The sequence below is a fragment of the Amycolatopsis sp. NPDC006125 genome (assembly GCF_040614195.1).
GTDB classification, from domain to species: Bacteria; Actinomycetota; Actinomycetes; order Mycobacteriales; family Pseudonocardiaceae; genus Amycolatopsis_E; species Amycolatopsis_E tucumanensis.
In genome coordinates, this window is the sequence record NZ_JBEXTZ010000030.1 from 1 (window position 1) to 25,639 (window position 25,639).

Annotated in this window: 27 protein-coding genes; 10 read left to right on the plus strand and 17 right to left on the minus strand. The window is 73.0% G+C overall.

Features of this window, described 5'->3' with window-relative positions:
• The 4 genes from ABZ193_RS17280 to ABZ193_RS17295 all read left to right on the plus strand — a co-directional run.
• Positions 1-449 (plus strand): tetratricopeptide repeat protein (locus ABZ193_RS17280; RefSeq protein WP_354710591.1); only part of this gene is annotated, 449 nt, incomplete at its 5' end.
• Positions 446-1,531 carry a hypothetical protein gene (locus ABZ193_RS17285; protein WP_027936252.1) on the plus strand — a complete coding sequence of 362 codons (1,086 nt, stop codon included), beginning with the start codon at positions 446-448 and terminating at the stop codon, positions 1,529-1,531. The genes ABZ193_RS17280 and ABZ193_RS17285, both read left to right, overlap by 4 nt.
• Positions 1,528-2,787 (plus strand): ABC transporter substrate-binding protein, encoded by a 1,260-nt coding sequence (locus tag ABZ193_RS17290; RefSeq protein ID WP_354710593.1) that lies wholly within the window; start codon positions 1,528-1,530, stop codon positions 2,785-2,787. Before ABZ193_RS17285 ends, ABZ193_RS17290 begins: the two co-directional genes overlap by 4 nt.
• A 13-nt stretch (positions 2,788-2,800) precedes the next feature.
• Positions 2,801-3,463, plus strand: coding sequence for a YoaK family protein (locus tag ABZ193_RS17295; protein ID WP_354710594.1), 663 nt, complete (start codon positions 2,801-2,803; stop codon positions 3,461-3,463).
• Here ABZ193_RS17295 and ABZ193_RS17300 read toward each other — a convergent pair.
• The gene (locus ABZ193_RS17300; RefSeq protein WP_354710595.1) at positions 3,460-4,641 is read right to left on the minus strand and encodes a phosphodiester glycosidase family protein; all 1,182 of its coding nucleotides are present in this window, start codon (positions 4,639-4,641) and stop codon (positions 3,460-3,462) included. The two genes, ABZ193_RS17295 and ABZ193_RS17300, sit on opposite strands and share 4 nt — an antisense overlap.
• Positions 4,642-4,696: 55 nt before the next feature.
• Positions 4,697-5,101 (minus strand): SsgA family sporulation/cell division regulator, encoded by a 405-nt coding sequence (locus tag ABZ193_RS17305; RefSeq protein WP_020420693.1) that lies wholly within the window; start codon positions 5,099-5,101, stop codon positions 4,697-4,699.
• Between the two features lie 130 nt (positions 5,102-5,231).
• Between ABZ193_RS17305 and ABZ193_RS17310 the strand changes: the two genes are divergently transcribed.
• Positions 5,232-7,007, plus strand: coding sequence for a YibE/F family protein (locus tag ABZ193_RS17310; protein WP_354710596.1), 1,776 nt, complete (start codon positions 5,232-5,234; stop codon positions 7,005-7,007).
• A gap of 85 nt (positions 7,008-7,092) precedes the next feature.
• Entirely contained in the window at positions 7,093-7,365 is a 273-nt protein-coding gene (locus ABZ193_RS17315; RefSeq protein ID WP_354710597.1) for a hypothetical protein, read from the plus strand.
• Here the strand turns inward: ABZ193_RS17315 and ABZ193_RS17320 are convergent.
• Together ABZ193_RS17320 and ABZ193_RS17325 are read right to left on the minus strand one after the other, a co-directional pair.
• Positions 7,322-7,975 carry a hypothetical protein gene (locus ABZ193_RS17320; protein ID WP_237335674.1) on the minus strand — a complete coding sequence of 218 codons (654 nt, stop codon included), beginning with the start codon at positions 7,973-7,975 and terminating at the stop codon, positions 7,322-7,324. The two genes, ABZ193_RS17315 and ABZ193_RS17320, sit on opposite strands and share 44 nt — an antisense overlap.
• A 10-nt stretch (positions 7,976-7,985) precedes the next feature.
• Positions 7,986-8,594, minus strand: coding sequence for an MBL fold metallo-hydrolase (locus tag ABZ193_RS17325; protein ID WP_354710598.1), 609 nt, complete (start codon positions 8,592-8,594; stop codon positions 7,986-7,988).
• A gap of 145 nt (positions 8,595-8,739) precedes the next feature.
• Here ABZ193_RS17325 and ABZ193_RS17330 point away from each other — a divergent pair, with 145 nt between their 5' ends.
• Entirely contained in the window at positions 8,740-9,588 is an 849-nt protein-coding gene (locus ABZ193_RS17330; RefSeq protein ID WP_020420698.1) for a peptidylprolyl isomerase, read from the plus strand.
• Between the two features lie 52 nt (positions 9,589-9,640).
• On the opposite strand, the gene ABZ193_RS17335 is transcribed toward ABZ193_RS17330, so the two are convergent.
• On the minus strand, positions 9,641-10,414 hold the full coding sequence (locus tag ABZ193_RS17335; RefSeq protein ID WP_237335671.1) for an enoyl-CoA hydratase-related protein: 774 nt from the start codon (positions 10,412-10,414) through the stop codon (positions 9,641-9,643).
• Between the two features lie 186 nt (positions 10,415-10,600).
• Here ABZ193_RS17335 and ABZ193_RS17340 point away from each other — a divergent pair, with 186 nt between their 5' ends.
• Positions 10,601-11,080 carry a hypothetical protein gene (locus ABZ193_RS17340; protein ID WP_354710600.1) on the plus strand — a complete coding sequence of 160 codons (480 nt, stop codon included), beginning with the start codon at positions 10,601-10,603 and terminating at the stop codon, positions 11,078-11,080.
• Between the two features lie 13 nt (positions 11,081-11,093).
• Here ABZ193_RS17340 and ABZ193_RS17345 read toward each other — a convergent pair whose 3' ends face one another.
• The 12 genes from ABZ193_RS17345 to pdxS all read right to left on the minus strand — a co-directional run bounded on the left by ABZ193_RS17345 (position 11,094) and on the right by pdxS (position 22,879).
• Positions 11,094-13,424, minus strand: coding sequence for a bifunctional (p)ppGpp synthetase/guanosine-3',5'-bis(diphosphate) 3'-pyrophosphohydrolase (locus ABZ193_RS17345; protein WP_020420701.1), 2,331 nt, complete (start codon positions 13,422-13,424; stop codon positions 11,094-11,096).
• Between the two features lie 106 nt (positions 13,425-13,530).
• Complete coding sequence (locus tag ABZ193_RS17350; RefSeq protein WP_354710601.1) at positions 13,531-14,049, minus strand: adenine phosphoribosyltransferase; 519 nt, start codon at positions 14,047-14,049, stop codon at positions 13,531-13,533.
• Position 14,050: 1 nt separating this feature from the next.
• The gene (gene secF / locus ABZ193_RS17355) at positions 14,051-15,280 is read right to left on the minus strand and encodes a protein translocase subunit SecF (RefSeq protein WP_237335670.1); all 1,230 of its coding nucleotides are present in this window, start codon (positions 15,278-15,280) and stop codon (positions 14,051-14,053) included.
• Position 15,281: 1 nt separating this feature from the next.
• A complete protein-coding gene (gene secD / locus ABZ193_RS17360; protein ID WP_020420704.1) occupies positions 15,282-16,856 on the minus strand; it encodes a protein translocase subunit SecD in 1,575 nt (524 codons plus the stop codon).
• A 140-nt stretch (positions 16,857-16,996) separates the two neighbouring features.
• The gene (yajC, locus tag ABZ193_RS17365; protein ID WP_020420705.1) at positions 16,997-17,380 is read right to left on the minus strand and encodes a preprotein translocase subunit YajC; all 384 of its coding nucleotides are present in this window, start codon (positions 17,378-17,380) and stop codon (positions 16,997-16,999) included.
• A gap of 97 nt (positions 17,381-17,477) precedes the next feature.
• Positions 17,478-18,461 (minus strand): Holliday junction branch migration DNA helicase RuvB, encoded by a 984-nt coding sequence (ruvB, locus tag ABZ193_RS17370; protein ID WP_228685276.1) that lies wholly within the window; start codon positions 18,459-18,461, stop codon positions 17,478-17,480.
• A gap of 87 nt (positions 18,462-18,548) precedes the next feature.
• Positions 18,549-19,142, minus strand: coding sequence for a Holliday junction branch migration protein RuvA (ruvA, locus tag ABZ193_RS17375; protein WP_354710603.1), 594 nt, complete (start codon positions 19,140-19,142; stop codon positions 18,549-18,551).
• Positions 19,139-19,768, minus strand: a complete 630-nt coding sequence (ruvC, locus tag ABZ193_RS17380; RefSeq protein ID WP_193354394.1) for a crossover junction endodeoxyribonuclease RuvC — start codon at positions 19,766-19,768, stop codon at positions 19,139-19,141. Before ruvC ends, ruvA begins: the two co-directional genes overlap by 4 nt.
• Positions 19,769-19,865: 97 nt before the next feature.
• Positions 19,866-20,384 carry a DUF4262 domain-containing protein gene (locus tag ABZ193_RS17385; RefSeq protein ID WP_237335667.1) on the minus strand — a complete coding sequence of 173 codons (519 nt, stop codon included), beginning with the start codon at positions 20,382-20,384 and terminating at the stop codon, positions 19,866-19,868.
• A 110-nt stretch (positions 20,385-20,494) separates the two neighbouring features.
• Positions 20,495-21,247 carry a YebC/PmpR family DNA-binding transcriptional regulator gene (locus tag ABZ193_RS17390; RefSeq protein WP_020420710.1) on the minus strand — a complete coding sequence of 251 codons (753 nt, stop codon included), beginning with the start codon at positions 21,245-21,247 and terminating at the stop codon, positions 20,495-20,497.
• Entirely contained in the window at positions 21,244-21,879 is a 636-nt protein-coding gene (gene pdxT / locus ABZ193_RS17395) for a pyridoxal 5'-phosphate synthase glutaminase subunit PdxT (RefSeq protein ID WP_020420711.1), read from the minus strand. Before pdxT ends, ABZ193_RS17390 begins: the two co-directional genes overlap by 4 nt.
• 85 nt (positions 21,880-21,964) lie before the next feature.
• Positions 21,965-22,879, minus strand: a complete 915-nt coding sequence (gene pdxS / locus ABZ193_RS17400; protein WP_027936254.1) for a pyridoxal 5'-phosphate synthase lyase subunit PdxS — start codon at positions 22,877-22,879, stop codon at positions 21,965-21,967.
• A gap of 209 nt (positions 22,880-23,088) precedes the next feature.
• Between pdxS and ABZ193_RS17405 the strand changes: the two genes are divergently transcribed.
• Entirely contained in the window at positions 23,089-25,212 is a 2,124-nt protein-coding gene (locus ABZ193_RS17405) for an elongation factor G-like protein EF-G2 (protein ID WP_020420713.1), read from the plus strand.
• 43 nt (positions 25,213-25,255) lie between these two features.
• Positions 25,256-25,555 (plus strand): hypothetical protein, encoded by a 300-nt coding sequence (locus ABZ193_RS17410; RefSeq protein ID WP_354710605.1) that lies wholly within the window; start codon positions 25,256-25,258, stop codon positions 25,553-25,555.
• Positions 25,556-25,639 lie beyond the last annotated feature (84 nt).

A 25,639-nucleotide genomic window follows, 5' to 3' on the forward strand; every position in this document is an offset into this window, starting at 1 on the left:
TCGGGCTCGCCCGCATCCGGCTGCGGGCCGGGGAGCGCGGCGCCGCGGTCGCGATCCTCGACGAGGTGCCGGAGATCTCGCTGCACCGGCACGGCGCCGCGGTCGCCGCGGTCCGGATCCTCGCCGGTCACCTGCCCGGCGGCGGGCGCCCGTCGGCCGGTGACCTCGCCGCGGCCGCGGACCGGGTGCACACCCTGACCCTGGACAGCGAGGAGTCGTGGCTGCGGCTGGCCACTGCCGTGCTGGAGAGCGCTTTCTCGTTCGTGCTCGACCACGGCGACGGGTCGCTGCCGCCGGGTCCGGTGCTCGGCGATCCGGTGTCGGAGAAGGGTTTGCGGGACCGGCTCGAACGCTCCTACCGCGATCTGTCGCGCCAGGCCCGCACCGCCGGCGAGCACGGCGTGCTGATCGACCGGGCCAACGCCGTGCGGGCGAGGTCCCTGTGGTGAGCACGACCCGGCGCACCCTGGTCCGGCTGCGGCTGGCGCTGCTGGTGACCACCGCGGCGGTGCTGGTCACCGGGTTCGCCACGGTGCGCGGCGTGCAGTCGGCGGCGGAGACCGTGCGGGACCGGACCGCGCAGGCGGTCGTCGAGGTCGCGGCGGCGAAGTCGGCGCTGATCCGCGCGGACCGGGCGGCCGTGCGCAGCTTCTCCTCCGGCGAGGTCCGCCTCGCCGGAGCGGGCACCGAGTACGCCACGCAGACCGCGCTGGCGAGCCAGAGCCTCACCCGCGCCGCCGAGCTGAACGAGGCCGGGGACGCGGGCAGCCAGATCCTGCGGCTGGTCGAGGGACTGCTCGCCGCCTACCGGGCGGCGGTCGCGCAGGCCGACGCGCACTACCGGCAGGGCGGCGGCGAGGTCGTCGGCACGGCCGACCTGTGGGACGCCTCGTCGCAGCTGCTGCGCTCCCCCGACGGCGTGCTGAAACAGCTCGACGACCTGCGGTCGGTGCAGGAGCAGGCGCTGGCGCGGCAGCTGACGACCGGCTGGCTGCACCCGGCGACGCCCGCGCTGTGGGCGGTGCCGGTCGCGTTGCTGCTCGCGCTGCTCTGCGTCACGCAGCTGTACCTGGGGAAGCGCTTCCAACGGCTGCTGAACCCGCAGTTGCTGGCGGCGACGCTGCTGCTGCTCGGGTTGTGCGCCAGCATGATGTTCACGCTCGTCGCGGCGCACCGGCTGGCCACCGCGCAGGACCGGCTGACCGGCGTGCTGGCCGGGTGGGACCGGCGGATGGCGCTGACCGACGCCGACGGCCAGGACAAGCTGATCCGGCTGGTCACCGCGCACTGCCGGGCCGGGGACTGCGGCCTGACCGTGGCCGCCGCCGGCCCGGCGCCGACGAGCGTGGCGGGGGCCATCCCGGACGAGGCGACCACCGCCGCGGGCACCCGGGACGTCAACGACCGGCTGGAGGCGGCCGCCGCGAGCAACCAGCTGCCGCTCGTGGTGCCCGCGGTGACGCTGGCGATCGCCGTGCTCGCCGGGTGGGGGCTGCACGCCCGGCTCGACGAATACCGGTTCCGCTCATGAGGGGCCTCGCCGGGGTGCTGCTCCTGGTCGCCGCGTGCCTGACCGGCTGCGGCGCCGGGGCGGGCACGCGCACGCTCACCGTGCTGGCGTCGTGGACCGGCGCCGAGGGCGCGGCGTTCGAGGAGGTGCTGGCCGGGTTCACCGCGCAGACCGGCATCCGCGTGCGCTACCAGGGCACTCGCGCGGTGTCGCAGGTGCTCGCCTCGGACGTGCAGAACGGCAACCCGCCGGACATCGCGGTCGTGCCCAACCCGGGCGAGCTCGTCACCTACGTGCGCTCGCACAACCTGTACTCGCTGGACGACGTGCTCGGTGCGCCGCCCGCGGAGATCTACGGTCCACAGTGGCTCCAGCTGCAGGTGGCCGGGCAGGCGCACCTGTACGGGATCGCGGTGAAGGTGGACCTGAAGAGCATCGTGTGGTTCAACCCGGCCCTGCACGGCCTGGCGCAGCCGTCCACTTGGGACGAGTTCGCCGCGGCGACCGGCGCGCGACCCTGGTGCCTCGGGCTGAGCGCGCCGCCGGTGTCCGGGTGGCCGGGCACTGACTGGGTCGAGGACGTGCTGCTGCACCAGGCCGGCCCGGACGTGTACCGGCAGTGGGCGGCCGGGCAGCTGGCGTGGACAGCGCCCGCGGTGCGGCGGGCGTGGCAGACGTGGGGCGCGATGATGGCGGGCACCGTCGGGGACAACCCGGGACGGGTGCTGCTGACCGACTTCGCCGACGCCGGAAAGGGAATGCTGGCGTCGCCGCAGAGCTGCGCGTACGAGCACAACGGGTCGTTCATGCTCGCGCGGTACCCGGACGCCGGGCGCGGCCTGGACTTCGTGGCCGTCCCGCCGGCCGGCCCGGACGTGGCGCCGGGGACCTACGAGGTGTCGGCCGACCTGGCGGGCATGTTCACCGACACGCCGGCGTCGCGGGCGCTGATCCGGTACCTCGCCTCCCCGGCGGCGCAGGAGATCTGGCCGCGGGTCAGCGGCGGGAGCGCGTTCTCCGCGACGCGCTCGGTGGACCTGCGCGTCTACGACGGCAACCCGGCGGCCCGCAAGGTGGCCGAGGCGCTCCGCTCGGGCGGTACGCTCTGCTTCGACGCGTCGGACCTGATGCCGGCGACCATGGCCAACGCCTTCTACCGGGCGGCGCTGGAGTACCTCGACGACCCCGGCAGGCTGGAGACGCTGCTGGAGCAGCTGGACCGCATCCGGCTGGGCGTGCCGCCGCAGGAGTGGCTGTCCGTCCCGTGTGGACGATGAGAGGGGAGACGTGGTGCGCGGGCTGGTGAACCACGAACCGGTGCCGGTGGCGCTCGGGGCGCTGACCGTCCTCAGCGGCCTGATCGACGCGGTCAGCTTCCTGGCCCTGGGCAGGGTCTTCACCGCCAACATGACCGGCAACCTGGTGTTCCTCGGTTTCGCGGCGGCCGGGGAGCCCGGTTTCGACGTCGCGGCGGCGGTGACCGCGCTCGTCGCGTTCGTGGCCGGCGCCGCGGGCGCCGCGTGGCTGGCGTCCTCGATCGCCGCGCCACACCCGGCGTTCCTCGGCGCCCTCGCGGTGGAGGCGGCCCTGACCGCGGTCGCGGCGGCCGGGGCGTTCGCCGGTGCCCGCTACCTCGCCGCCGCCGCGCTGGCACTGGCGATGGGCGTCCGCAACGGCACGGTGAACCGCCTGGCGGTGCCGGACATGACGACCACCGTGGTCACCCGCACGCTGGCCGCGCTCGTCGGCGACCTCGCGGACCGTTCCGCCGGCCGCGGCGCCACCACCCGGCGCCTGATGTCGGTGGCCGGCCTGGTCGCGGGTGCGGTGGCCGGGGCGTTCCTGGTCCGCCACCTCGGCGCCGGGTGGGTGCTCGTCGTCATCTGCGGGGCGCAGGTCCTCGTCGCCGCCGGGCACCACGCCCACGTGGTGCTGCGCCGCCGCGCCGGTTAACGGACGAACACGCCGATCCCGTTGGCGACCGCGCGTTCCGCGCCGTCCGAGGGCGTGTTGCGCACCGTCACCGGGGCGCCGCGACCGGCGGTCACCAGGGTCGTCGACCCGCCACCGTCGAGGTTCACCGCCTCGCTCGCGCCCAGCGACACCAGCAGCGCGGCGACCTCGCCGACCCCCATCCCGGTGCTGGCGGCGCTGCGGCCGTCGACCGCGAGCAGGTACAGCGTCCGCCCGTCCGCGCTCGCCCCGGCCGCCGTGCGCGGCGCGAGCGAGGCGTCCAGCCCGGGCAGCGCGGCCCCGTCGTCCAGGATGGGGAACCCGCCGACCGCGAACTCGAACGGCGGCACGCCCCGCGCGACGAGCCGGTCGGTCACCAGCACCCGGTCGCCCACCCGGAGCCCGGCCAGCTCGGTCGCCCCGCGCTCGCGGCCGAGCAGCACGACGCTGCCGGGTTCGATCGGCCCCGCGCCCGCGCCCGCGGACTCGGCGACCACGACCCCGTGCCGCACCACGACCTCCTCGACCTGCGAGGTGCACGGCGCCGAGCGGCTGGTGTCGGTGCCGCAGGCCGCGCGGGCCCGGGACATCGAGCCCCACTCCGGGGTGTAGACGCCGATGCCGTCCACCGGCAGCGCGTACTGGTTGAGCCCTTCCAGGTCGAACTCGCCCGCCCGGGAACGCAGCGTGCCCGCGAACTCCAGCCGCGCGGTGCGCAACCGGTGGTCGGCGCCGAAGCCGAACACGTCGCTGGTGGTGACGCCGGACGGCATCGCGGGACCGAACCGCTGCCCGTCCGGCACGGCGTACTTGAGGTCGTCGCCGTCGGCGATCTCCGGCCCGACCGAGGACCCGGTGGGCGTGATCCCGGCGTGGGTCTCACTGATGTTGAAGAAGTCGCCGTTGATCCCGGCGACCGCGTGCTGCGCGGTGACCAGGGCGGAGACGGTGGCCCGCTCGGCGACCGACGCCGGGTGCAGCAGGTCGACGTCCACGCGCGGATCGGTCAGGTCGGCCGTGACGAGGTGCGCGACGACCGGTCCGTGCGCGGTGGACAGGGTCAGGGTCCGGTAGGCGACGCCGCGGGCGAGCGCGGTGTCGGCGACCGCCGCGGGAGCGGCGACGAGGAGGAGCAGGAGGGCGGCCACCGCCGCCGTGGCGCGCGTGAGCAGGCTCATCCGCGGAGTCGATCACGGCGTGGTGAACGCCGCGGGCCGCCGCGGGGAACGGCTCTCAGACCTTGGTGATCTCCGCGATGAACCCGTCCACGTCGACCAGGGCGCCCTCCGCGCCGAGCGGCACGAGCGTGTGGGTGGAGGCGATGAAGCGGGCCGCGCCTTCGCGGCTGAACTCGACGATCGCGTACCCGTCCGGCGACTCCAGCTCCATCATCAGCTGGTCCGGGCCTGCCGTCACGTCGGGCCGGATCCGCACGTCGCCCTCGCCAGCCGGCCCGTTCAGGCCCTCGACGAGCAGGTCGCGCGCGAAGCACCACTCGACCCAGCGGCCGCGGTCGGCGCGGAAGGACAGCGTGACGGCGTAGGGATCGGCGGTGGTGTAGCTCCACCGGGAGAAGACCGGGACGTCGTAGCCGTCCAGGCTGACGAACTGGTGTTCTTCGACCGTTTCGGCGTGCACGATGGGCCTCCTGTCCTCCTGCTGCTCTACGCCAGTAGGACGGAGCCACGCCGCCGTCGTTACGCGGTTTCGCGGAGGAACTTCACGACCCACCCGCTGGAGTGACGCGGGCGGGCGGGACGATGGACCGGTGCAGCACGACGACGACCCCGCGGCGGAGACCGGTCCGATCCGCCGCGTCCCCGGGCCGCCTGCTGCCGACCCCCGCCGCGCACGCCGGACGCGCGGCTACACCGAACCCGGCGCCTCGGCCTGGCCCGCCGGGGATTCCCCGCGGACTGGCGGGCGTGCGGACGCGCAGCGTGGGCACGCCGCCGACCCGGCGAAAGCCGGTGAGCCGCAGGACGGTGCCGTCCCCTCCGCCCCGAGGGCACGCCGCCCGGCGCACCGTCAGCAGCCCGCCGCGACGAGCGGCGGGGACCCCGACGGCACCACTCGCCGGTCCCGGCGCCTGGCCGCCGAGGCGGCCGCCCGCCGCGGGGCACGTCGCACCAGTGAAGCGGCCCGCCAAGCCGATCTTCCCGAAGAGCGATCCGCCCGCGGAGCGCACCACGCCCGGAGCGCGGACGGGCACCACCCCACCGCCGAGCCGGCACCAGACCACGCCGAACGCCCCCGCACCGGCGCGGCCGACGGCACCGCCGCCCCCACCCGCCGCCGCGCCGCTGCGCCGCCCGCCACTCCACCCACCGGGCACGGCCACGGGCACGGTCACTCCCCCGCGCCCCCGGCCTCCCGGCGCGTCAAGCTCCTCCTCATCTGGCTGCTCGCCCCCATCGCGGCCCTCACCGTCGCCGGGCTGCTCCTGCTCTACCCCTGGGGCCAGGACAAGCCCGCCTCGGCGATCTCCCAGGGCACCCCGGTCCACGGCACCATCACCACCGCCACCTCCGGCCCGTGCCTGGCCGCCGGTCAGGTGCAGGTCGGCGACCAGCCGGACGCCAAGCCCTGCCTCACCGCCACGATCGCCCTCACCGACGGTCCTGGCAGCGGCCGCAGCGTCGAGCTGACCGTGCCCATCGAGCCGAGCACGCCGCGCTTCACCGCCGGCGACGACATCGTGCTGGCCTACAACGGCGCGGACGCCGCCGACCCCTCCTCCTACCAGCTCGTCGACTTCCAGCGCGGCGTCCCGCTCGCGGTGCTCGCCGCGTTGTTCGCGGTCGCCGTGGTCGTCCTCGGGCGCTGGCACGGCGTGGCCGCGCTCGGCGCGCTGGTCCTCAGCTTCGTCGTGCTCGTGGCGTTCGTGCTGCCGGCGATCCTCGCCGGGGAGAACCCGCTGCTGGTCGCGATCGTGGGCGCGGGGCTGATCATGTTCATCGCCCTGTACCTGACCCACGGCCTGTCCGCCCGCACGTCGGTCGCGGTGCTGGGCACGCTGGTGAGCCTCGCGCTGATCGGCGCGCTGTCGGCGATCTTCTCCGCGGCCGCGTCCCTGACCGGCCTGGACGACAGCACCTCGACGCTCATCGCCGCCCTCGGTCACGGCATCGACGCGCGCGGCCTGCTGCTGGCCGGCATCGTCATCGGCGCGCTCGGCGTGCTCGACGACGTCACCGTCACCCAGACCAGCGCCGTGTGGGAGCTGCGCCGCGCCAACCCGTCGCTGAGCTGGCGCGAGCTGTACTCCGCTGGGCTGCGCATCGGCCGCGACCACGTCGGCTCCGCGGTGAACACGCTGGTGATGGCGTACGCGGGCGCCGCGCTGCCGGTGATGCTGTACTCGTCGATCTCCGGCGTCGGGCTCGGCGCGATCCTCGGCTCGCAGGACATCGCGCAGGAGATCGTCCGGACTCTGGCGGGCAGCGTCGGCATCGTCGCGGCGGTGCCGGTCACCACCGTCCTCGCCGCGCTGATCGCCAGCCGCGAGCCCACCAGTCACATCAGCCACACCAGCGACCACTAGCCACAGCCCGGCACCCCGCCCTGGTCACGGCCCCCGCGATGGGGTACGAAGGCCGGGCACAGTTCCCGTCCGGCGGGGAGGGGTCATGGTCGTTCACGCACTGCCGCGGCGCCTGACGAAAGCCGTGGCCCGCACGGTCACGAGCCTGCCGCGGATCGCCACCGCTCTCACCGAACTGCGCGACGCGGCCAAGCACCTGGAGCGGCTCGCCACCTTCGCGGCGGAGGAGCTGCCGGAGATCGTCTACCAGCTGGAAGGCATCCGCGAGCAGCTGGCCCGGATCGAGGACCGGCTCGGCGGCCGCAACGGCGAGATCACCCCAGCTGCGCGACGAACCGGCTCACGGCCTCCATCGTGAACCGCTGGGCGATCTTGCCCGACGGCGCCGCGGACGCCAGCTGGTAGAGCGGCCGGTCCGGCACGCCCGCGCCCCGCGCTTCGGCACGCAGCTGCGCGACCAGCAGCTCGGAAAACACCAGCCCGTTGGCCTCGATGTTGTTCGCCACCGCGTCGGCCAGCCGCCGCAGCGTGAGGATGGGCAGCTCGCGCCCGCCGGTGCCGGCGTAGACGGCCAGGTCGATCTTGACGACCTGGCCGCGCTGCCCGGAGTTGAACAGCAGGCTGACCGTGCGCGCGCCGCGCACGTCGGTCACCAGCAGGTCGATGCGCCGCGCCTGCGCCAGGTCCACCCGGCGGGTGCGCCACGTGCGCACCAGTACCGCCGTGCCCTCCAGCCACAGCTTGCGCCGCACGTTCCACAGCACCACGTACAGCAGCGGCAGCCCGACGATCGCCGCGGCGACCAGTCCGGCGACCTGCCCGCCGATCAGTCCCGCGATCCCGCCGAACGCGGCGGCCATGATCAGCACGCCCGCCAGGCCGGAGATCAGCCTGCGGCGCGTCAGCCCCGGGTCCTCCTGGTGCAGCGGCAGCCGCTGCGGTTCCACCGGCTTCTTCGGCTCGGTCACTTCTCCCCCATCACCGCACCGGGACGACGCTGCGCGCCCCGCTCAGGAACGGATTGCCGGCCCGTTCGCGGCCGATCGTCGTGGCCGGGCCGTGCCCGGGCAGCACCACCGTGTCGTCGGGCAGCGGCAGCAGCGCGTCGCGCAGCGACTCCCCCAGCCGCCGCTGGTCGCCGCGGCCGACCGAGCCGGCGAAGAGCGTGTCGCCGGTCAGGGCGAGCCGGCCGCCCTCCGGTGTGGTCACGCGGAACACCACCGAGCCGTCGGTGTGGCCGGGCACGAGGTCGACGTCGATCGCCAGGCCGGCCAGCTCCAGCGGCGCGCCGGTGAGGTCGCGGACGTCCGCGGGCTGGTCGCCGTCGTGCAGGCCGCGGTCGGCGGGGTGGATCCACATCGGAACGTCGTGGGTCGCGGTGAGCGCCGCCGCGCCTCCGACATGGTCGGAGTGGCCGTGGGTGGCCAGCACGGCCGCCGGGGTGAGGCGGTGCTCGGCGAGGGCCTCGGCGACGCGGGCCGCGGAGTCCTCACCCGGGTCGACCACCACACAGGCGGTGTCCGTGCCGGGCGCGAGCAGGTAGCAGTTGGCCCGCAGCGCGCCTGCCGGAAACCCGACGACGAGCACGAAAATCCACCTCCGCGTCGACCCGTCCACCCGTGCCCGGGATGCCCGGCACCCACCCTAACCGGGGCTGTACAGGGTCCTCACAGGCTGTGCCCATAGACTGCCGCCACCCGATCGGTGACGTCGAGTGGATTCTGGAGGGCAGGTGGCGACCAACCAGCAGCGCCGTGAGGCCGCGAAGCGCAAGCTCGAGCGGCAGATGGCCCGCCGGGCGGAGCAGGCGAAACGCCGGAAGATCGTCGGCGTCGGCGCGACCGTCGGCGCGGTGGTGGTGGTCGCCGGTCTGGTGGTGTTCTTCGCTACCCGCGGCGGCGACGGCGGCGACGCGGCGGCCTCCCCGACGACCTCGCCCTCGTCCGAGCTGAACATCCCGACGCAGCGCGCCGCGGTGCCGCAGCGGCCGACGCCGCTGGCGAACCCGGTGCAGTGCGAGTACCCGGCCACGCCGAGCGAGCCCGCCGCGAAGCCGAACAACCCGCCGCAGACCAAGGACATCCCGTCGACCGGGACGGTGAACGTCACGCTGAAGACCACCGCCGGTGACATCCCGCTGACGCTGGACCGCGCGCTCGCGCCGTGCACCGTGAACAGCTTCCTGAGCCTGGCGCAGCAGGGGTACTACACCGACACCTCGTGCGCGCGGCTGGGCACCGACGCGAGCCTGATGATGTTGCAGTGCGGTGACCCGACCGGCACCGGCAGTGGCGGTCCGGGCTACTCGTTCGCCGACGAGACGTTCCCCGAGCTGACCTACGGCCGCGGCCTGCTGGCGATGGCCAACGCGGGCCCGAACACCAACGGCAGCCAGTTCTTCATGGTGTACGGCCCGGCGGAGCTGAGCCCGGACTACACGGTGTTCGGTTCGATCGGCGACGCCGGCCTGGAGGTGCTCGACAAGGTGGCGCGCGCGGGCCACGACGGCAGCTTCGACCCGAGCCCGGGTGGCGGCAAGCCGAACATGGAGGTCAAGTTCACCGCGGTGACGATCGGCTGAGTTCTGTCGCCGAAGCGGCCTCCGTCCGGTTCGGACGGAGGCCGCTGTGCTGTCAGGAGGCGGTGAACTTCGGCGGGCGGCGGTCGAGGAAGGCGGCCACGCCCTCGGCGTAGTCCTCGCCGTGGATGGCGGCCGAGCGGATGTCCTCGACCTCGCTGTCGCTTTCGGACTGTCCGTCGAGGATCTTGCCGATGATCCGGTTCATGCCGCGGACCGAGGTCTGCGAGCGGGAGCAGAGGGTGGCCGCGAAGTCGGAGACGCCGGCGTCGAGGTCGGTGAACACGTCGTTGAGGAGGCCGATCTCCCGGGCGCGGGCGGCGTCGACGAGCTGGCCGGAGAGCAGGAAGTACCGCGCGTGGGCGGGCCCGATGAGGGACACCAGCTGGCGGGTGGAGCGGAAGTCGTAGACGATGCCGAGTTTCGCCGGGGTGATCCCGAAGCGCGCGGTGGCGTCGGCGAAGCGGAAGTCGCAGGCGACGGAGATCTGGCAGCCGCCGCCGATGCAGTTGCCGCGGATCTTCGCCACGGTCGGCTTGGTCATCCCGGCCAGCGCGGTGACCGCGCCCTCGACGACCCGGTCGTAGGCGGCGGCGCCGTCGGCGGTGGAGCGCAGGCTGCCGAACTCGGAGATGTCCGCCCCAGCGGAGAAGTCCGGCCCGGCGCCGGTCAGGACGAGCACCTTGAGCCCCGGATCCCCCTCCACGTCCGCGACGATGTCCGGGATGGCCGCCCACATGTCGTGGGAAATCGCGTTCTTCTTCTCCGGCCGCGCGAAGGTGAGGGTGGCCACTTCCCCGTCGCGCGCGAACTCCAGCCCAGCTGCCATGAGCCGACCCTAGAGGGCACGCCGGGGCGAGCGCCGTGAGCCACACCACCGCGACCGGCGGGGTGACTTCCGCCCTCACTCCAGCGGGGCATTCCGGCAGCCGCACCGCTAACAATGTTCAAGATCCACGCGACTGGGCTGACGAGTGCGTCCGCTGGGGGCGCCCGAGCCCGAGGATGCGCCGCCATGACCGCACACCCCATCCTGCCTCCCGCTGTTCCGCCCCGCCGGGCGCCGAAGACGGTCTGGATCGTCTCGGCCGTCGCCGCCGTCCTCGTGATCGCGGGTGCCGCGACCCTCGCGTTGACCCTGGGATCGGAGCCGGCGGGTGGGAAGACGTTCACGCTGAACGGCAGCATGGCCGTGTCGTGCACGTCCACTTATGGCTGTGCCGGGTACCGCGACATCCACAGTGGAGCGCAGGTCGAGGTCTACAACGAGAAGCGCGAAATCCTCGCCACCGGATACCTCACCGAGGCATCGGAGCCCAGCGCGAGCCGCGGCGGCTACACGTCCTCGGTTGTCACGACCTACACGTTCACCATTCCGGACGTCCCGCGGGGCGCGAAGCAGTACGGCGTGCACGTGGGCAACGACAACCGGGGCATCATCTGGGCCACCGAGGAGGAAGCGTCGACGCTCGGTTTCGTCCTCACCCTCGGCTGAGGGCCCGGGCCGGCTAGGACGCCGACGTCACGCGGTACACGTCGTAGACGCCTTCCACTCCGCGCACCACCTTGAGCACGTGCCCGAGGTGCTTGGGGTCGCCCATCTCGAACGTGAACCGGCTGACGGCCACCCGGTCGCGTGACGTCTGCACCGACGCGGACAGGATGTTCACCTTCTCGTCGGCCAGCACCTTCGTCACGTCGGACAGCAGGCGGTGCCGGTCCAGCGCCTCGACCTGGATGGACACCAGGAAGACCGAGTTCGCGGACGGCGCCCACTCCACCTCGACCAGCCGCTCGGGCTGGGCGCGCAGGTCCTCGGCGTTCGTGCAGTCCGTGCGGTGCACGCTTACGCCACCACCGCGGGTGACGAAACCCAGGATCTCGTCGCCGGGCACCGGGGTGCAGCAGCGCGCCAGCTTGGTCCACACGTCGGTGGCGTCCTTGACCACGACACCCACGTCGTTGGCCGCGCGGCGCCGGGTGACCGTGGACGGCGTGGACCGGGCCGCGAGCTCGTCCTCGGCCTCCTCGACGCCACCGATCAGCGCCACCAGCCGCTGCACGACGTGCTTCGCGCTGACGTGGCCCTCGCCGACCGCCGCGTACAGCGAGCTGATGTCCGGGTGGTGCAGCTCGGCCGCCAGCGCGCCCATCGCCTCCGCGGACACCAGGCGCTGCAACGGGAGGCCGACCTTGCGGACCTCCTTGGTGATCGCGTCCTTACCGGCGTCGATCGCCTCGTCGCGGCGTTCCTTGGCGAACCACTGGCGGATCTTGGCGCGCGCCTTGGGCGACTTGGCGAACGTCAGCCAGTCGCGGCTCGGCCCGGAGTTCTCCGCCTTCGAGGTGAAGATCTCGACGACGTCGCCGTTCTCCAGCTTGCGTTCCAGCGCCACCAGACGCCCGTTGACGCGAGCGCCGATGCACCGGTGCCCGACCTCGGTGTGCACGGCGTAGGCGAAGTCGACCGGCGTGCCGCCGACGGGCAGCGTCACCACGTCGCCCTTGGGCGTGAACACGAAGATCTCGCGGGCGGCGAGCTCGTAGCGTAGCGAGTCGAGGAACTCGCCGGGGTCCGCGGCCTCCCGCTGCCAGTCGAGCAGCTGCCGCATCCACGCCATCTCGTCGATGTCGACGGCGGTGCCGTGGTGGGTGCCCTTGGTTTCCTTGTACCGCCAGTGCGCCGCGATGCCGTACTCGGCCGTGTGGTGCATCTCGTAGGTGCGGATCTGCACCTCGAGCGGCTTGCCGTCGGGGCCGATCACCGTGGTGTGCAGCGACTGGTACACGCCGAACCGAGGCTGGGCGATGTAGTCCTTGAACCGGCCCGGCATCGGCTGCCACAGCGCGTGCACTACACCCATGGCCGCGTAGCAGTCGCGCACGTCCTCGACGAGGATGCGCACGCCCACCAGGTCGTGGATGTCGTCGAGGTCCCGGCCGCGGACGATCATCTTCTGGTGGATCGAGTAGTAGTGCTTGGGCCGCCCCTCGACCTTCGCGGTGATGCGGGAGCCGCCGAGCGCGCCGGTCAGCTCGTCGATCACCTTGCGCAGGTAGATGTCCCGCGACGGGGCCCGGTCGGCGACCAGGCGGACGATCTCGTCGTACTTCTTGGGCTGCAGGATCGCGAACGCGAGGTCCTCCAGCTCCCACTTGACCGTGGCCATGCCCAGCCGGTGCGCCAGCGGGGCCAGCACCTCCAGGGTCTCCTTGGCCTTGCGGACCTGCTTCTCCGGCGGCAGGAACCGCATGGTGCGCATGTTGTGCAGCCGGTCGGCGAGCTTGATCACCAGCACGCGCGGGTCGCGGGCCATCGCGATGACCATCTTGCGGATGGTCTCGGCCTCGGCCGCCGTGCCGAGCTTCACCTTGTCCAGCTTGGTGACGCCGTCGACGAGCTGGGCGACCTTGTCGCCGAAGTCGGCGGTCAGCTGCTCCACCGAGTAGCCGGTGTCCTCGACCGTGTCGTGCAGCAGCGCGGCGACCAGCGTGGTGGTGTCCATGCCCAGCTCGGCGAGGATGGTCGCCACCGCGAGCGGGTGCGTGATGTACGGGTCGCCGGACTTGCGCCGCTGGTGGCGGTGCAGTTCCTCGGCGACGTCGTAGGCGCGCTGCAGGAGGCTCAGGTCGGCGTTCGGGTGCAGGTCGCGGTGGATCGCGGCGAGCGGCTCCAGCACCTGCTTGACCGGCGCGGCGCGCTGGGCGGTGATCCGCCGCGCGAGCCGGGCGCGGACGCGCCGCGTGGCGGACGGTGCCCTGGTGACGCCCTGCGGCTGCGTGCCGCGGTTGTCGGCGGTCTCCCGGGCGGGCGCCGGGCTTTCGAGCTCCTGGCTCAAGCCCACCTCCTGCTGATCGCGCGGCCTTCAGAGCACCAAGCGTAACCCCGGCGGGCCACCTCGTTGTTCCCAGCCGCGCCGACCGCCCCGCTGACGCGCCGAACGGTCAGGTGACCAGGAGCGAGCTGACCTTCCGGCCGCTCAGCGCCGACCGCCCGTCGAGGGCGGCCAGCTCCATCACCACGGACACGCCGGTGACCGTCGCGCCCGCCTTCTCCAGCAGCTCACAGGCCGCGGCGACGGTGCCGCCGGTGGCGAGCACGTCGTCGACCACCACGGCCCGCTGCCCGGGCCGCACCACCCCGGACGGCAGTTCCAGGGTCGCCGAGCCGTACTCCAGGGCGTAGTCCACCCGGCCGGCCACGCTGGGCAGCTTGCCGGGCTTGCGCACCAGGACCACACCCATGCCGCGGGCGTAGCCGACGGCCGCGGCGAGCAGGAACCCGCGCGCCTCGACCGCGGCCAGCACATCGGTGCCCGGGTCGACCGTCGCCGCCAGCGCGTCGATCACCGCCGCGAACCCGCCCGCGTCCGCGAACAGCGGCGACAGGTCCCGGAACAGCACACCGGGCTCCGGGAAGTCCGGCACCTCGGCGATCAGGCCGAGCGCACGCTCCAGGTCCACGTCAGCGCTTCCGCTTGCCCGACGGCCGCCCGCGCCGCGGCTGCGACTTGGGCGTGCGGGCCGGGACGCTCGCGGCCGCCGCGTACGCCTTCTCCTTGCGCAGCTCGGCGTCCAGCGCCTCGTCGTCGCTCGCGTCGAAGTCGGCCTCGCGCTCGGCGGCCTTGCGGGCCTGGTTGGCGCGGCGCGCGCGGACCCGCTCGGCCTGCTGCTTGTACTTCGGGTCGCGCATCTTGAAGTCGACCAGCAGCGGGGTCGCCAGGAACAGCGACGACAGCACGCCGGCGAGCATGCCGCTCAGCTGCACCAGCGCGAGGTCCTGCAGCGTGCCGGACCCGAGCAGGATGTAGCCGACGACCAGCAGGCCCAGCACCGGCAGCAGCGCGATGACCGAGGTGTTGATCGAGCGCATCAGCGTCTGGTTCAGCGCCAGGTTCGCGGTCTCGGCGTAGGTGCGGCGGGTCAGGCCGAGGATGCCGCGCGTGTTCTCCTTGACCTTGTCGAACACCACCACGGTGTCGTAGAGGGAGAACCCGAGGATGGTCAGCAGGCCGATCACCGTCGCCGGCGTGACCTCGAACCCGACGAGCGAGTAGATGCCCGCGGTGACCAGGATGTCGTGCACCAGCGCGATGAGCGCGGTGACCGCCATCCAGCGTTCGAAGTAGACCGCGAGGAACACGGTCACCAGGACCATGAACACGGCGAGCGCGATCAGCGCCTGCTGGGAGATCTCCTGGCCCCAGGACGCGCTGACCGCGCTGTCGCTGATGGCCTGCACGCTCGGCTGGCCGTTGCCGCCGATCGGCTTGAGCTGGTCGAACAGGGTCTGCTTGACCTTGGCGACCTGGTCGGCGTCGAGGGTGTCCGATCGCAGCTCGACGGTGGCCGCGTCGCCGACACCGACCGTCTGCGCCGAGTCGGCCTGCTCGCCGAGCGCGTCGGCGAACGCCTGCTTGGCCGCGTCGGCGGTGATCGGGCCGTTCGCGCCGCGCGCGGGCATCTGGATCTGGGTGCCGCCCTCGAACTCGATGCCGAGGTTGAAGCCCTTGATGCCGATCGAGGCGATGCACACCAGCACCAGGACCGCGAAGAAGATGTACCAGCGCTTGCGCTTGCCGACGATGTCGAAGGCGCCGGTGCCGACGTAGAGGCGGTGGAAGACGCTCTCCCGCCCGGCCTTCTTCGTGGCCGGCGCGGCGTGCGTGCTCTCGGTGTTCAGCTCGTCTGCCACGTCAGGACTCCTTCGCGCCCGCGCCGGCGGGCACCTTGCGCGCGGACCGGCGCTCCGCGGCCAGCGTCTGCACGCCGCCGAGGCCGGTGAGCTTCGGCTGGGACAGGAACTTCGACTTCGACGCCAGCGCGACCAGCGGGTGCGTCACGAGGAACACCACGATCAGGTCGAGCACGGTCGACATGCCGAGGGTGAACGCGAAGCCCTGCACGTCGCCGACCGCGATGGCGTAGAGCACCGCGGAGGCCAGGAACATGACCGCGTCCGAGGCGAGGATCGTGCGGCGGGCGCGCACCCAGCCGCGCGGCACCGCCGAGCGGAAGCTGCGCCCGCCCTCGCGGATCTCGTCCTTGAGCCGTTCGAAGAACACCACGAACGAGTCCGCGGTGACACCGATGGCGATGATGAACCCGGCGACGCCCGCCAGGTCGAGCGTGAAGTTGATCCACCGCCCGAGCAGGACCAGCACCGCGTAGACGATCAGGCCGGACAGCGCCAGCGAGACGACCGTGAGCACCCCGAGCAGGCGGTAGTAGACCAGGCAGTAGACGAACACCAGCGCCAGGCCGATGCCGCCGGCGATCAGGCCCGCCTTGAGCGAGGCCAGGCCGAGCGTGGCCGACACGGTGGTGGCGTCGGACGAGGTGAACGACAGCGGCAGCGAGCCGTACTTCAGGACGTCGGCGAGGTCCTTGGTCTGCGCCTGCGTGAAGTTGCCGCTGATCTGGGTGTTGCCGTCGAGGATCGCGCTCTGGATGGTCGGCGCGGACACGACCTGCGTGTCGAGCACGAACGCGGCGCGCTGGCCGATGTTGGCCGTGGTGAAGTCGGCCCAGACCTGGCGGCCCTCGGACTTGAAGGTGAGGTCCACGGTCCACTGCGGCTTGTTCTGCGCCGGCGACGAGGACACCGCGTTGTCGATCTCGGTGCCCTTCAGGAACACCGGGCCGAGCAGGTACTTCTCGGTGCCGGTCTGGTCGCAGGTGAGCAGCGGCAGGTTCGGGTCGTCGTTGCCGCGCAGCGGGTCCTGCGTGGAGCAGGTGAACGCGGTCAGCGCGGCGGACGCGTTCGGCCCGGCGGCGAGCGAGTCGCCGGTGCCGGTGACCAGATCGGCGGCCTGGCGGGTGGCCTTGGCCTGCTGGATCGCGGCCGGGTCGTCGCCCTGCCCCGGCGGCGGCGCGACCGGCGGGGTGGTCACGGTCTGCGCGTCGATCACCTTGCGGAAGCCGAGCTGGGCGGTCTGGCCGAGCTTCTTGGCCTGGTCGCCCTGCTCACCGGGGACGGTGATCACGATGTTGTCACCGTCGAGGACCACCTCGGTGCCGCTGACCCCGATGCCGTTCACGCGGGTCTCGATGATCTGGCGCGCCTGGTTGAGCGACTCGCGCGAGGGCGCGGAGCCGTCCGGGGTGCGCGCGCTCAGCGTCACCCGGGTGCCGCCCTGCAGGTCGATGCCCAGCTTCGGCGTGGGCTTCCCGCCGCCGGTGAAGAACACCAGGGCGTAGAGCACGACCACGATCAGGACGAAGAAGCCGAGATAGCGTCCCGGGCGGATCCGCCCGGCCGGTGGTGCCACGGTGGTCGTTCTCCTCGACGGTCAGCTACACGGGGTTCGTGCCGCCTACGCGGCGGTACGCAGACACTACTCGCCGCGTTGTGAACGCGGCGTTGACCCCGGCGTCACCACCGGACGCCGGGGTTGGGCCCTTCGTCGGGCTACTTCTTCTCGCTCTCCAGCGAGGGAGCAGCGGCCTTCTCGTCGGCCTTGGGCGCCTCGGCGGTCTCCACCGTCTCGACCACGGCTTCGTCGTCGTCGGTCTCGACCTCGTCGGCCACCTCGGGCGCGACCTTCTCGCGCACCGCCTGGCGCAGCCACGTCGTCACGACGCCGGGCGCGATCTCGATGTCGATCGTGGTGTCGCTGCTGGTGTCCGCCACCGTGCCGTACAGGCCGGAGGTGGTCATCACCCGGTCGCCCTCGGACAGGCTGCTCTGCAGCTTCTGCTGCTCCTGCACGGCACGCTTCTGCTTCCGGGTGCCCATCACCAGCGGGATCGCCACGACGAGCATGAGCAGCAACGGCAGGAAAAGCTGTTCCATGATTCTCCATTCGGTGCGCGGCGCCCGGCCGCTCACCAATTTGTCCGGATGTGCTCTTTCGAGTGTGCCAGGCACCACTGACCAGGCCAGCACCCGGTTAGTCGAACAGGGTAGGCCCTGCCTGGTCCGGACGGGGCGGCGGGCGCAAACCCAGGTGCTCCCAGGCACTCGCCGTCGCCACCCGGCCACGCGGGGTGCGCGCGAGCATACCCGCGCGCACCAGGTAGGGCTCGCAGACTTCCTCGACCGTCGTCGGTTCCTCGCCCACCGCCACGGCGAGGGTGGACACCCCGACCGGGCCGCCGCCGAAGGAGTGCACCAGCGCCGACAGCACGGCGCGGTCCAGCCGGTCCAGGCCGAGCTCGTCGACGTCATAGACCGCCAGCGCGGCGCGGGCGACGGCGAGGGTGACCTTGCCGTCCTCGCGGACCTCGGCGTAGTCGCGGACGCGGCGCAGCAGCCGGTTGGCGATGCGGGGCGTGCCCCGCGAGCGGCGGGCGATCTCCGCGCTGCCCTCGGCGTCGATCTCGATGTCCAGGATCTTCGCCGAGCGGCGGACCACCTGGTCGAGCTCGTGGTCGGCGTAGAACTCCATCTGGCCGGTGAAACCGAACCGGTCGCGCAGCGGGCCGGTCAGCGCGCCGGAGCGGGTGGTGGCGCCGACCAGGGTGAACGGCGCGATCTCCAGCGGGATGCTGGTGGCGCCCGGCCCCTTGCCGACGACCACGTCGACGCGGAAGTCCTCCATCGCCAGGTAGAGCATCTCCTCGGCGGGGCGGGCGATCCGGTGGATCTCGTCGATGAACAGCACGTCGCCCTCGGCGAGGTTGGACAGCATCGCGGCGAGGTCGCCGGCGCGTTCCAGCGCCGGGCCGGAGGTGATGCGGATCGAGGCGTCCAGCTCGGCCGCGACGATCATCGCCAGGCTCGTCTTGCCGAGGCCGGGCGGGCCGGACAGCAGGACGTGGTCCGGCGGCACGCCGCGCCGCCGGGCGCTCTCCAGCACCAGTTCCAGCTGCTCGCGCACGCGGGGCTGGCCGATGAACTCGCTCAGCCTGCTCGGGCGCAGCGTCGTCTCCATCTCGCGCTCGCCCAGCTGGGGCAGCGCGGAGAGGGTCTCGTCCGCCGGGTGCTCGGTCACCTCTTCATCGTGCACGCGTCAGCAGCCTCACTTGCGCCCGAGGGTGCTCAGCGCGGCGCGCAGCACGGCCGGGGTGGTGTCGGCCTCGCCCGCGGCCAGCACCTTCTCCACGGCCTGCTCGGCCTGCTTGACGGGGAAGCCGAGGCCGGTGAGCGCCTCGACGACCTCGGCGCGCACCGCGCCCGCCGCCGGAGCCGCGGTGGTCTCGGCGGTCCCGCCGGCCGCGGTGACCTTGTCCCGCAGTTCCAGGGTGAGCCGCTCGGCGCCCTTGCGGCCGATGCCCGGCACCTGGGTGAGCACGGTGATGTTGCCTTCGGCGAGCGCGGTCCGCAGCTTCTCCGGGTCGAGCACGGCCAGCGCGGCCAGCGCCAGGCGCGGCCCGATGCCGGACACGGTCTGCAGCAGCCCGAACAGCTCGCGGGCCTCGGCGTCGGCGAAGCCGAACAGCGTCAGCGAGTCCTCGCGCACGACGAGCGACGTGTAGAGGCCGACCTCTTCGCCGCGCCGCAGCGTGGCCAGCGTCGACGGCGTGGCCTGCACCGCGAGGCCGACCCCGCCGACCTCCACCACGACGTGGTCGAGCCCGACCGAGAGCACCTCGCCCCGGACCGAGGAGATCATCCCCGCACTCCCTTCCCTGGTGTCCGCGTGTTCGCCCGGCGGGGAACCACCGCCGGCACGGCGCCCGCCGACTTCGCCGCCGCGGCGAGCCGGGCCTTGTGCGCGCGGGCGAGTTCGGCCGCGCGCGCCTCGGCTTCGGCGAGCCGGTCGCGCATCGGCTGGCGCCACAGGTGGCAGATGGCCAGCGCGAGCGCGTCGGCCGCGTCGGCGGGGCGCGGCGCCTGCGCGAGCCCGAGCAGCCGGGTGACCATGCCGGTGACCTGCGCCTTGTCCGCGCGGCCGCTGCCGGTGACGGCGGCCTTGACCTCGCTCGGCGTGTGGAACACGACCGGCAGCCCGCGGCGGGCGGCGGCCAGCGCCACCACTCCCCCGGCCTGCGCGGTGCCCATCGCGGTGCGCACGTTGTGCTGGCTGAAGACGCGCTCCACGGCGACCGCCTCCGGGCGGTAGGTGTCCAGCCAGTGCTCGACGGCGTCGGAGACCGCGAGCAGGCGCCGTTCCAGCGTGTCGTCGACCGGGGTGCGGACGACGTCCACCGCGACGCAGCTGACGGTGCGGCCGGTCCCCCCGTCCACCACGCCGAGCCCGCACCGGGTCAGCCCGGGGTCCACGCCGAGCACTCGCACCGATCACCCTCCTGCCGCCGAACACGCGTTCGAGGTGAGGCTACCGCGCCGGGCCACCCCGGCCCGGCAGGACGCGCCGGGGGCCGATGATCGTCCTTTATGGACCGTCGACGCCCGGGGTCCAGCTCTCCGGCGCGCCGCTCTCGGTCAGCACCGGCTGCCAGTCGGCGAACCCCTCCGGCGCGTCCGCGCTCCACGGCCAGTGCCCGTCCGGCGTGGCGACGATGATCTGCAGCGCGGGGAAGTCGCCGTCCGGGTAGACGAGGAACGCGCTGCCGAGGTACTCGAGGTAGTGCCCCTTGGCGACGCGCTCGAAGGTGACCGGCACGCCCTCGAAGAAGTCCTCGTAGACCTTGCCCGGCACGAACTCCTCGCCGTTGGCGGCGCGGTCCACGTAGGCGTCGAGCAGGACCGGCGCCATCTGCTCGGGCAGCCCGACGACGACGGCCTCGGGGACCTCGTGCAGCGCCCACACGCACGCCGTGAACGCGTACCCCGCGCCGGAATCGTCGGCCGCCACGGAGATCACCGCGTTGCCACGGGTCTCGGCCTGGTTGACGATCCACTCGAGGAGCTCGGATTCTTCGGGCGCGAGGGTCTCGGTCACGGGCGGCATTCTGCCGTACGCGGGTGGCGGCGGCACAGCCCCCGGTGGTGGAAAATTCCCGTTGCACACCAAGGGCCCTCCGGCTGCGCGCCGGAGGGCCCTTGGGAGAACGCGGGTCGTTACGCGCCGACCTCTTCGAGCACCTCGTCGCTCACATCGAAGTTGGCGTACACGTTCTGGACGTCGTCGCAGTCCTCCAGCGCGTCGATCAGCCGGAAGACCTTCTTGGCGCCCTCGGCGTCCAGCGGGACGCTGACCGACGGCAGGAACGTCGGGTCGGCCGACTCGTAGTCGTAACCGGCGTCCTGCAGCGCCTTGCGGACGTTGATCAGGTCGGTGGCCTCGGAGACGATCTCGAAGTTGTCGCCGAGGTCGTTGACCTCCTCCGCGCCCGCGTCGAGGACGGCCATCAGGACGTCGTCCTCGGACAGGTCGTTCTTGGGCATGATCACCACGCCCTTGCGGTTGAACAGGTACGACACCGAGCCCGGGTCGGCGAGCGAACCGCCGTTGCGGGTCAGCGCGGTGCGCACCTCGCCCGCCGCGCGGTTGCGGTTGTCGGTCAGGCACTCGATCAGCACGGCGACGCCGTTGGGGCCGTAGCCCTCGTAGTTGATCGTCTGCCAGTCCGCGCCGCCCGCTTCCTCACCGGCGCCGCGCTTGCGCGCGCGCTCGATGTTGTCCTGCGGGACCGAGTTCTTCTTCGCCTTCTGGATGGCGTCGTAGAGGGTCGGGTTGCCCTCGGGATCGCCCCCGCCGGTCCGCGCGGCGACCTCGATGTTCTTGATGAGTCTCGCGAACAGCTTGCCACGCTTGGCGTCGAGGGCGGCCTTCTTGTGCTTCGTGGTGGCCCACTTGGAGTGGCCGCTCATCTCTCCTCCGTCTCGCTCGTCGTCGCCGCGTCCCGCACCATCTCCACGAACAGGCGATGGACCCGATCGTCACCGGTCAGCTCCGGGTGGAAGGCCGTGGCGAGCACCGGCCCCTGCCGGACCGCGACGATCCTAGCGCCGCTGCCCTCGGCGCCGGGCACCGTGGCCAGCACCTCGACCCCGTCGCCTGCTTTTTCCACCCACGGGGCGCGGATGAAGACCGCGTGCAGGGGACCGCCGGGCAGCGCCGCGAAGGCCAGGTCCTCCTCGAAGGAGTCCACCTGGCGGCCGAAGGCGTTGCGCCGGACGATCACGTCCAGCGCGCCGAGCTGGTGCTGGTCGGGGCGGCCGTCCAGGGCCTGCTTCGCGAGCAGGATCATGCCCGCGCACGAGCCGAAGGCGGGCAGCCCCGCCGCGAGCCGCTCGCGGAGCGGGCCGAGCAGCTCGAAGGTCTCGAGCAGGCGCGACATGGTGGTGGACTCGCCGCCGGGCAGGACGAGCCCGTCGACGGCGGCCAGCTCGGACTCGCGCCGCACGGCGACGGCGCGCCCGCCCGCGCTCTCGACCATGGCGGCGTGCTCCCGCACGTCCCCCTGCAGCGCGAGAACGCCGATCACCGGTACCGCGGACACCTGACCTCCTGGAACACGTCGAAAACCACTGCGGGACCACGCGGCGGGGGCCGGCCGCGCCCGCGACCGGCCCCCGGGCGGAGGACTACCAGCCGCGCTCGGCGAGCCGGTGCGGCTCCGGCACGTCGTCGACGTTGATGCCGACCATCGCCTCGCCGAGGCCGCGGGACACCTTCGCGATCACGTCCGGGTCGTCGTGGAACGTGGTGGCCTTGACGATCGCCTCGGCGCGCTTCGCGGGGTCGCCGGACTTGAAGATGCCGGAGCCGACGAACACGCCCTCGGCGCCGAGCTGCATCATCATCGCCGCGTCGGCCGGGGTCGCGATGCCGCCCGCGGTGAACAGCACGACCGGCAGCTTGCCCTTCTCCGCCACCTCGCGCACCAGCTCGTAGGGCGCCTGCAGCTCCTTGGCGGCGACGTACAGCTCGTCCTCCGGCAGCGACGTGAGCCGCCGGATCTCGGCGCGGATCTTGCGCATGTGGGTGGTCGCGTTGGAGACGTCGCCGGTACCCGCCTCGCCCTTGGAGCGGATCATCGCCGCGCCCTCGTTGATGCGGCGCAGCGCCTCGCCCAGGTTCGTCGCCCCGCACACGAACGGCACGGTGAAGGCCCACTTGTCGATGTGGTTGGCGTAATCGGCGGGGGTGAGCACCTCGGACTCGTCGATGTAGTCGACACCGAGCGACTGCAGCACCTGCGCCTCGACGAAGTGGCCGATCCGCGCCTTGGCCATGACCGGGATGGAGACGGTGTCGATGATGCCCTCGATGAGGTCCGGGTCGCTCATCCGCGCCACCCCGCCCTGCGCGCGGATGTCGGCGGGCACGCGCTCGAGCGCCATGACGGCCACCGCGCCGGCGTCCTCGGCGATCTTGGCCTGCTCGGGGGTGACGACGTCCATGATCACGCCGCCCTTGAGCATCTCGGCCATGCCCCGCTTGACGCGGGCGGTGCCCCGTTCGGGCGTGGCGGAACTGCTGGACTGAACTTCGGACACGACAGAACGCCTTTCACGAAACACAGAGGGGGTTCGGGGTCCAGTCTAGGTTTCGGTGGACCGCTCCCCCAGGCCAGTTCGCCGCGATCTCAGCAGTCCACTTTCGCTCCGCAGGCGCAACCTGCCCGCGCGGGGTTGCCGGACCATGCTCGCCGGGTGTGTGATCGAGGACACACCTTTCGACAGCGTCGTCCCCCGGGGAGCCCGTCATGGCCGACAAACAAGCCCGCACCGTCGATGCCGGAGCCGCGGTCGCTGTGGACGACCCGGTCAAGGTCCGCAACGTGGTCCTGGTCGGGCCGTCCGGCTCCGGCAAGACCACCCTCACCGAGGCCCTGCTCGCGGTGTCCGGCACCGTGACCAGGGCCGGTTCCGTTGTGGAGGGCACCACGGTCTGCGACCACGACCCGGCGGCCGTGCGCCAGCAGCGCTCGGTCGGGCTCTCCGTCGCGCCGGTGATGCACGACGGGCACAAGATCAACCTGATCGACACCCCCGGTTACGCCGACTTCGTGGGCGAGCTGCGGGCCGGGCTGCGCGCCGCCGACGCCGCGTTGTTCGTGGTGTGCTCGGCCGAGGGCGTCGACCCGGCGACGGTGGCCATCTGGGAGGAGTGCGCCGCGGTGGGCATGCCGCGCGCCGTGATCGTCTCCCGGCTGGACCACCACCGCGCCGACCCCGAGGGCGAGATCGCCGCGTGCCAGGACGCGTTCGGCGCCGGCGTGCTGCCGCTGTACCTGCCGGCGAGCGGCCCGGAGCCGGGTCTGGTCGGGCTGATCACACGGCGGCTGTACGACTACTCGGACGGCTTCCCGCCGCGCCTGGGCGAACCGTCGCCGGCGGACCTGGAGCGGCTGACCGAGGCGCGCAACGAGCTCATCGAGGGCATCATCGCCGAGAGCGAGGACGAGACCCTGATGGACCGCTACCTCGCGGGCGAGGAGATCAGCGAGGACACGCTGATCGCGGACCTGGAGACGGCGGTGGCGCGCGGGTCCTTCCACCCGGTGATCCCGGTGTGCGCGGCCACCGGCGTGGGGCTGGCCGAGGTGCTCGATGGCATCGTCCGCGCGTTCCCGTCGCCGCTGGAGCACAAGCTGCCGCCGGTCACCACGCCCGAGGGCGCCCCGCACCCCGAGCTGAGCACCGACCCGGACGGGCCGCTGGCCGCCGAGGTGGTGCGCACCGCCGTCGACTCCTACGTCGGGCGGGTGTCGCTCGTCCGGGTGTTCTCCGGGACGCTGCGGCCCGAGCGGCCGGTGCACGTGTCCGGGCACGGCATGGCCGAACGCGGTCACGAGGACCACGACACCGACGAGCGGGTGGCGCACCTGTACTCGCCGCTGGGCGCGAACCTGCGCGAGGTGCCCTACTGCGTCGCCGGGGACCTGTGCGCGCTGACGAAGGTCGGGTCGGCCGAGACCGGCGACACCGTCTCCTCCCCCGACCACCCGCTGCTGATGCGCCCGTGGCCGATGCCCGAGCCGCTGCTGCCGGTGGCCGTCGTGGCGCGCAACCGCAGCGACGAGGACGCCTTGGCGCGCAACCTGTCCCGCCTGGTGGCCGGCGACCCGACGCTGCGGCTGGAGCGCAACGCCGAGACGGCGCAACTGGTCCTGTGGTGCATGGGCGAGGCGCACGCGGACGTCGTGCTGTCCCGGCTGCGGGCCGGCGGGGCCGAAGTGGACACCGAGCCGGTGAAGACGAGCCTGCGCGAGACGTTCGCCGGGCCGGCGAAGGGGCACGGGCGGCACGTGAAGCAGTCCGGCGGGCACGGCCAGTACGCGGTGTGCGACATCGAGGTCGAACCGCTGCCGCGGGGCGCCGGGTTCGAGTTCGTGGACCGGATCGTCGGCGGGGCCGTGCCGCACCAGTTCATCCCGAGCGTGGAGAAGGGGGTGCGGGCGCAGCTGCAGCGCGGGCTGGTGGCCGGCTACCCGGTGGTCGACGTGCGGGTGACGCTCGTCGACGGCAAGGCGCACAGCGTGGACTCCTCGGACGCGGCGTTCCAGACCGCGGGCGCGCTGGCGCTGAAGGAGGCCGCCGCGAACGGGCGGGTGGTGCTGCTCGAACCGCTGGACGAGGTCGACGTCCGGGTGCCGGACGAGTACCTGGGCGCGGTGCTCGGCGACCTGTCCGCGCGGCGCGGCCGGGTGCTGGGGACGGAGTCGGTGAGCGGCGGGCGGAGCATCGTGCGCGCCGAGGTGCCCGCGACCGAGCTGCTGCGGTACACCACAGAGCTGCGGTCGCTGAGCTCCGGGACGGCGACGTTCACCCGCAGGCACACGCGCTACGACCCGATGCCGGAGAACCTGGTGGCGGCGCACGCCTGAAATTCACGGGCGCGGGCCGCGGTGGGGTGCCTATTCTCGCCGCATGCGCTACCACGAGGACGCCGAGGTGCTGGCGGCGATCGGGACGGTGATCGGGGAGCACCGGATCACCGTCCGGCTGCCGCGTGCGCTCGCCGAGGCCGCCGTGGCCGCCTGGCAGCGCGACGAGACCGGGCCGGCAGAGCCGGAGAGCCCGGAGCAGTGGGTGCTGCGGGACCGGGCGGCCGAACTGGCGCTGATCGGGCTCGGGGTGTCCGAGCGGGGCCGGGCCGAGGGGGACTTCGTGGTGGTGGACCTGGATGTGGCCGCGGCGGGCGCCGCGGTGCGAGCCGCGCGGGAGTGAGCCGGAGGCGGCACTCGCGCAGCGGCCGGCGCGGCGCGGAACTGGCGCAGGGCAGCGCGGCGCGCGGCAGAGCGGAACTCGCGC

Excerpts from the sequence above, each read along its gene's own strand:
- ABZ193_RS17335 (WP_237335671.1), bottom strand. The coding sequence starts at position 10,414 with ATGGCAGCTGGGCTGGAGTTCGCGCGCGACGGGGAAGTGGCCACCCTC.
- yajC (WP_020420705.1), bottom strand. The coding sequence starts at position 17,380 with ATGGAACAGCTTTTCCTGCCGTTGCTGCTCATGCTCGTCGTGGCGATC.
- ABZ193_RS17290 (WP_354710593.1), top strand. The coding sequence starts at position 1,528 with ATGAGGGGCCTCGCCGGGGTGCTGCTCCTGGTCGCCGCGTGCCTGACC.
- ruvB (WP_228685276.1), bottom strand. The coding sequence starts at position 18,461 with ATGGAGACGACGCTGCGCCCGAGCAGGCTGAGCGAGTTCATCGGCCAG.
- ABZ193_RS17405 (WP_020420713.1), top strand. The coding sequence starts at position 23,089 with ATGGCCGACAAACAAGCCCGCACCGTCGATGCCGGAGCCGCGGTCGCT.
- ABZ193_RS17315 (WP_354710597.1), top strand. The coding sequence starts at position 7,093 with ATGGTCGTTCACGCACTGCCGCGGCGCCTGACGAAAGCCGTGGCCCGC.
- ruvA (WP_354710603.1), bottom strand. The coding sequence starts at position 19,142 with ATGATCTCCTCGGTCCGGGGCGAGGTGCTCTCGGTCGGGCTCGACCAC.
- ABZ193_RS17410 (WP_354710605.1), top strand. The coding sequence starts at position 25,256 with ATGCGCTACCACGAGGACGCCGAGGTGCTGGCGGCGATCGGGACGGTG.
- ABZ193_RS17390 (WP_020420710.1), bottom strand. The coding sequence starts at position 21,247 with ATGAGCGGCCACTCCAAGTGGGCCACCACGAAGCACAAGAAGGCCGCC.
- ABZ193_RS17385 (WP_237335667.1), bottom strand. The coding sequence starts at position 20,384 with ATGCCGCCCGTGACCGAGACCCTCGCGCCCGAAGAATCCGAGCTCCTC.
- ABZ193_RS17300 (WP_354710595.1), bottom strand. The coding sequence starts at position 4,641 with ATGAGCCTGCTCACGCGCGCCACGGCGGCGGTGGCCGCCCTCCTGCTC.
- ABZ193_RS17340 (WP_354710600.1), top strand. The coding sequence starts at position 10,601 with ATGACCGCACACCCCATCCTGCCTCCCGCTGTTCCGCCCCGCCGGGCG.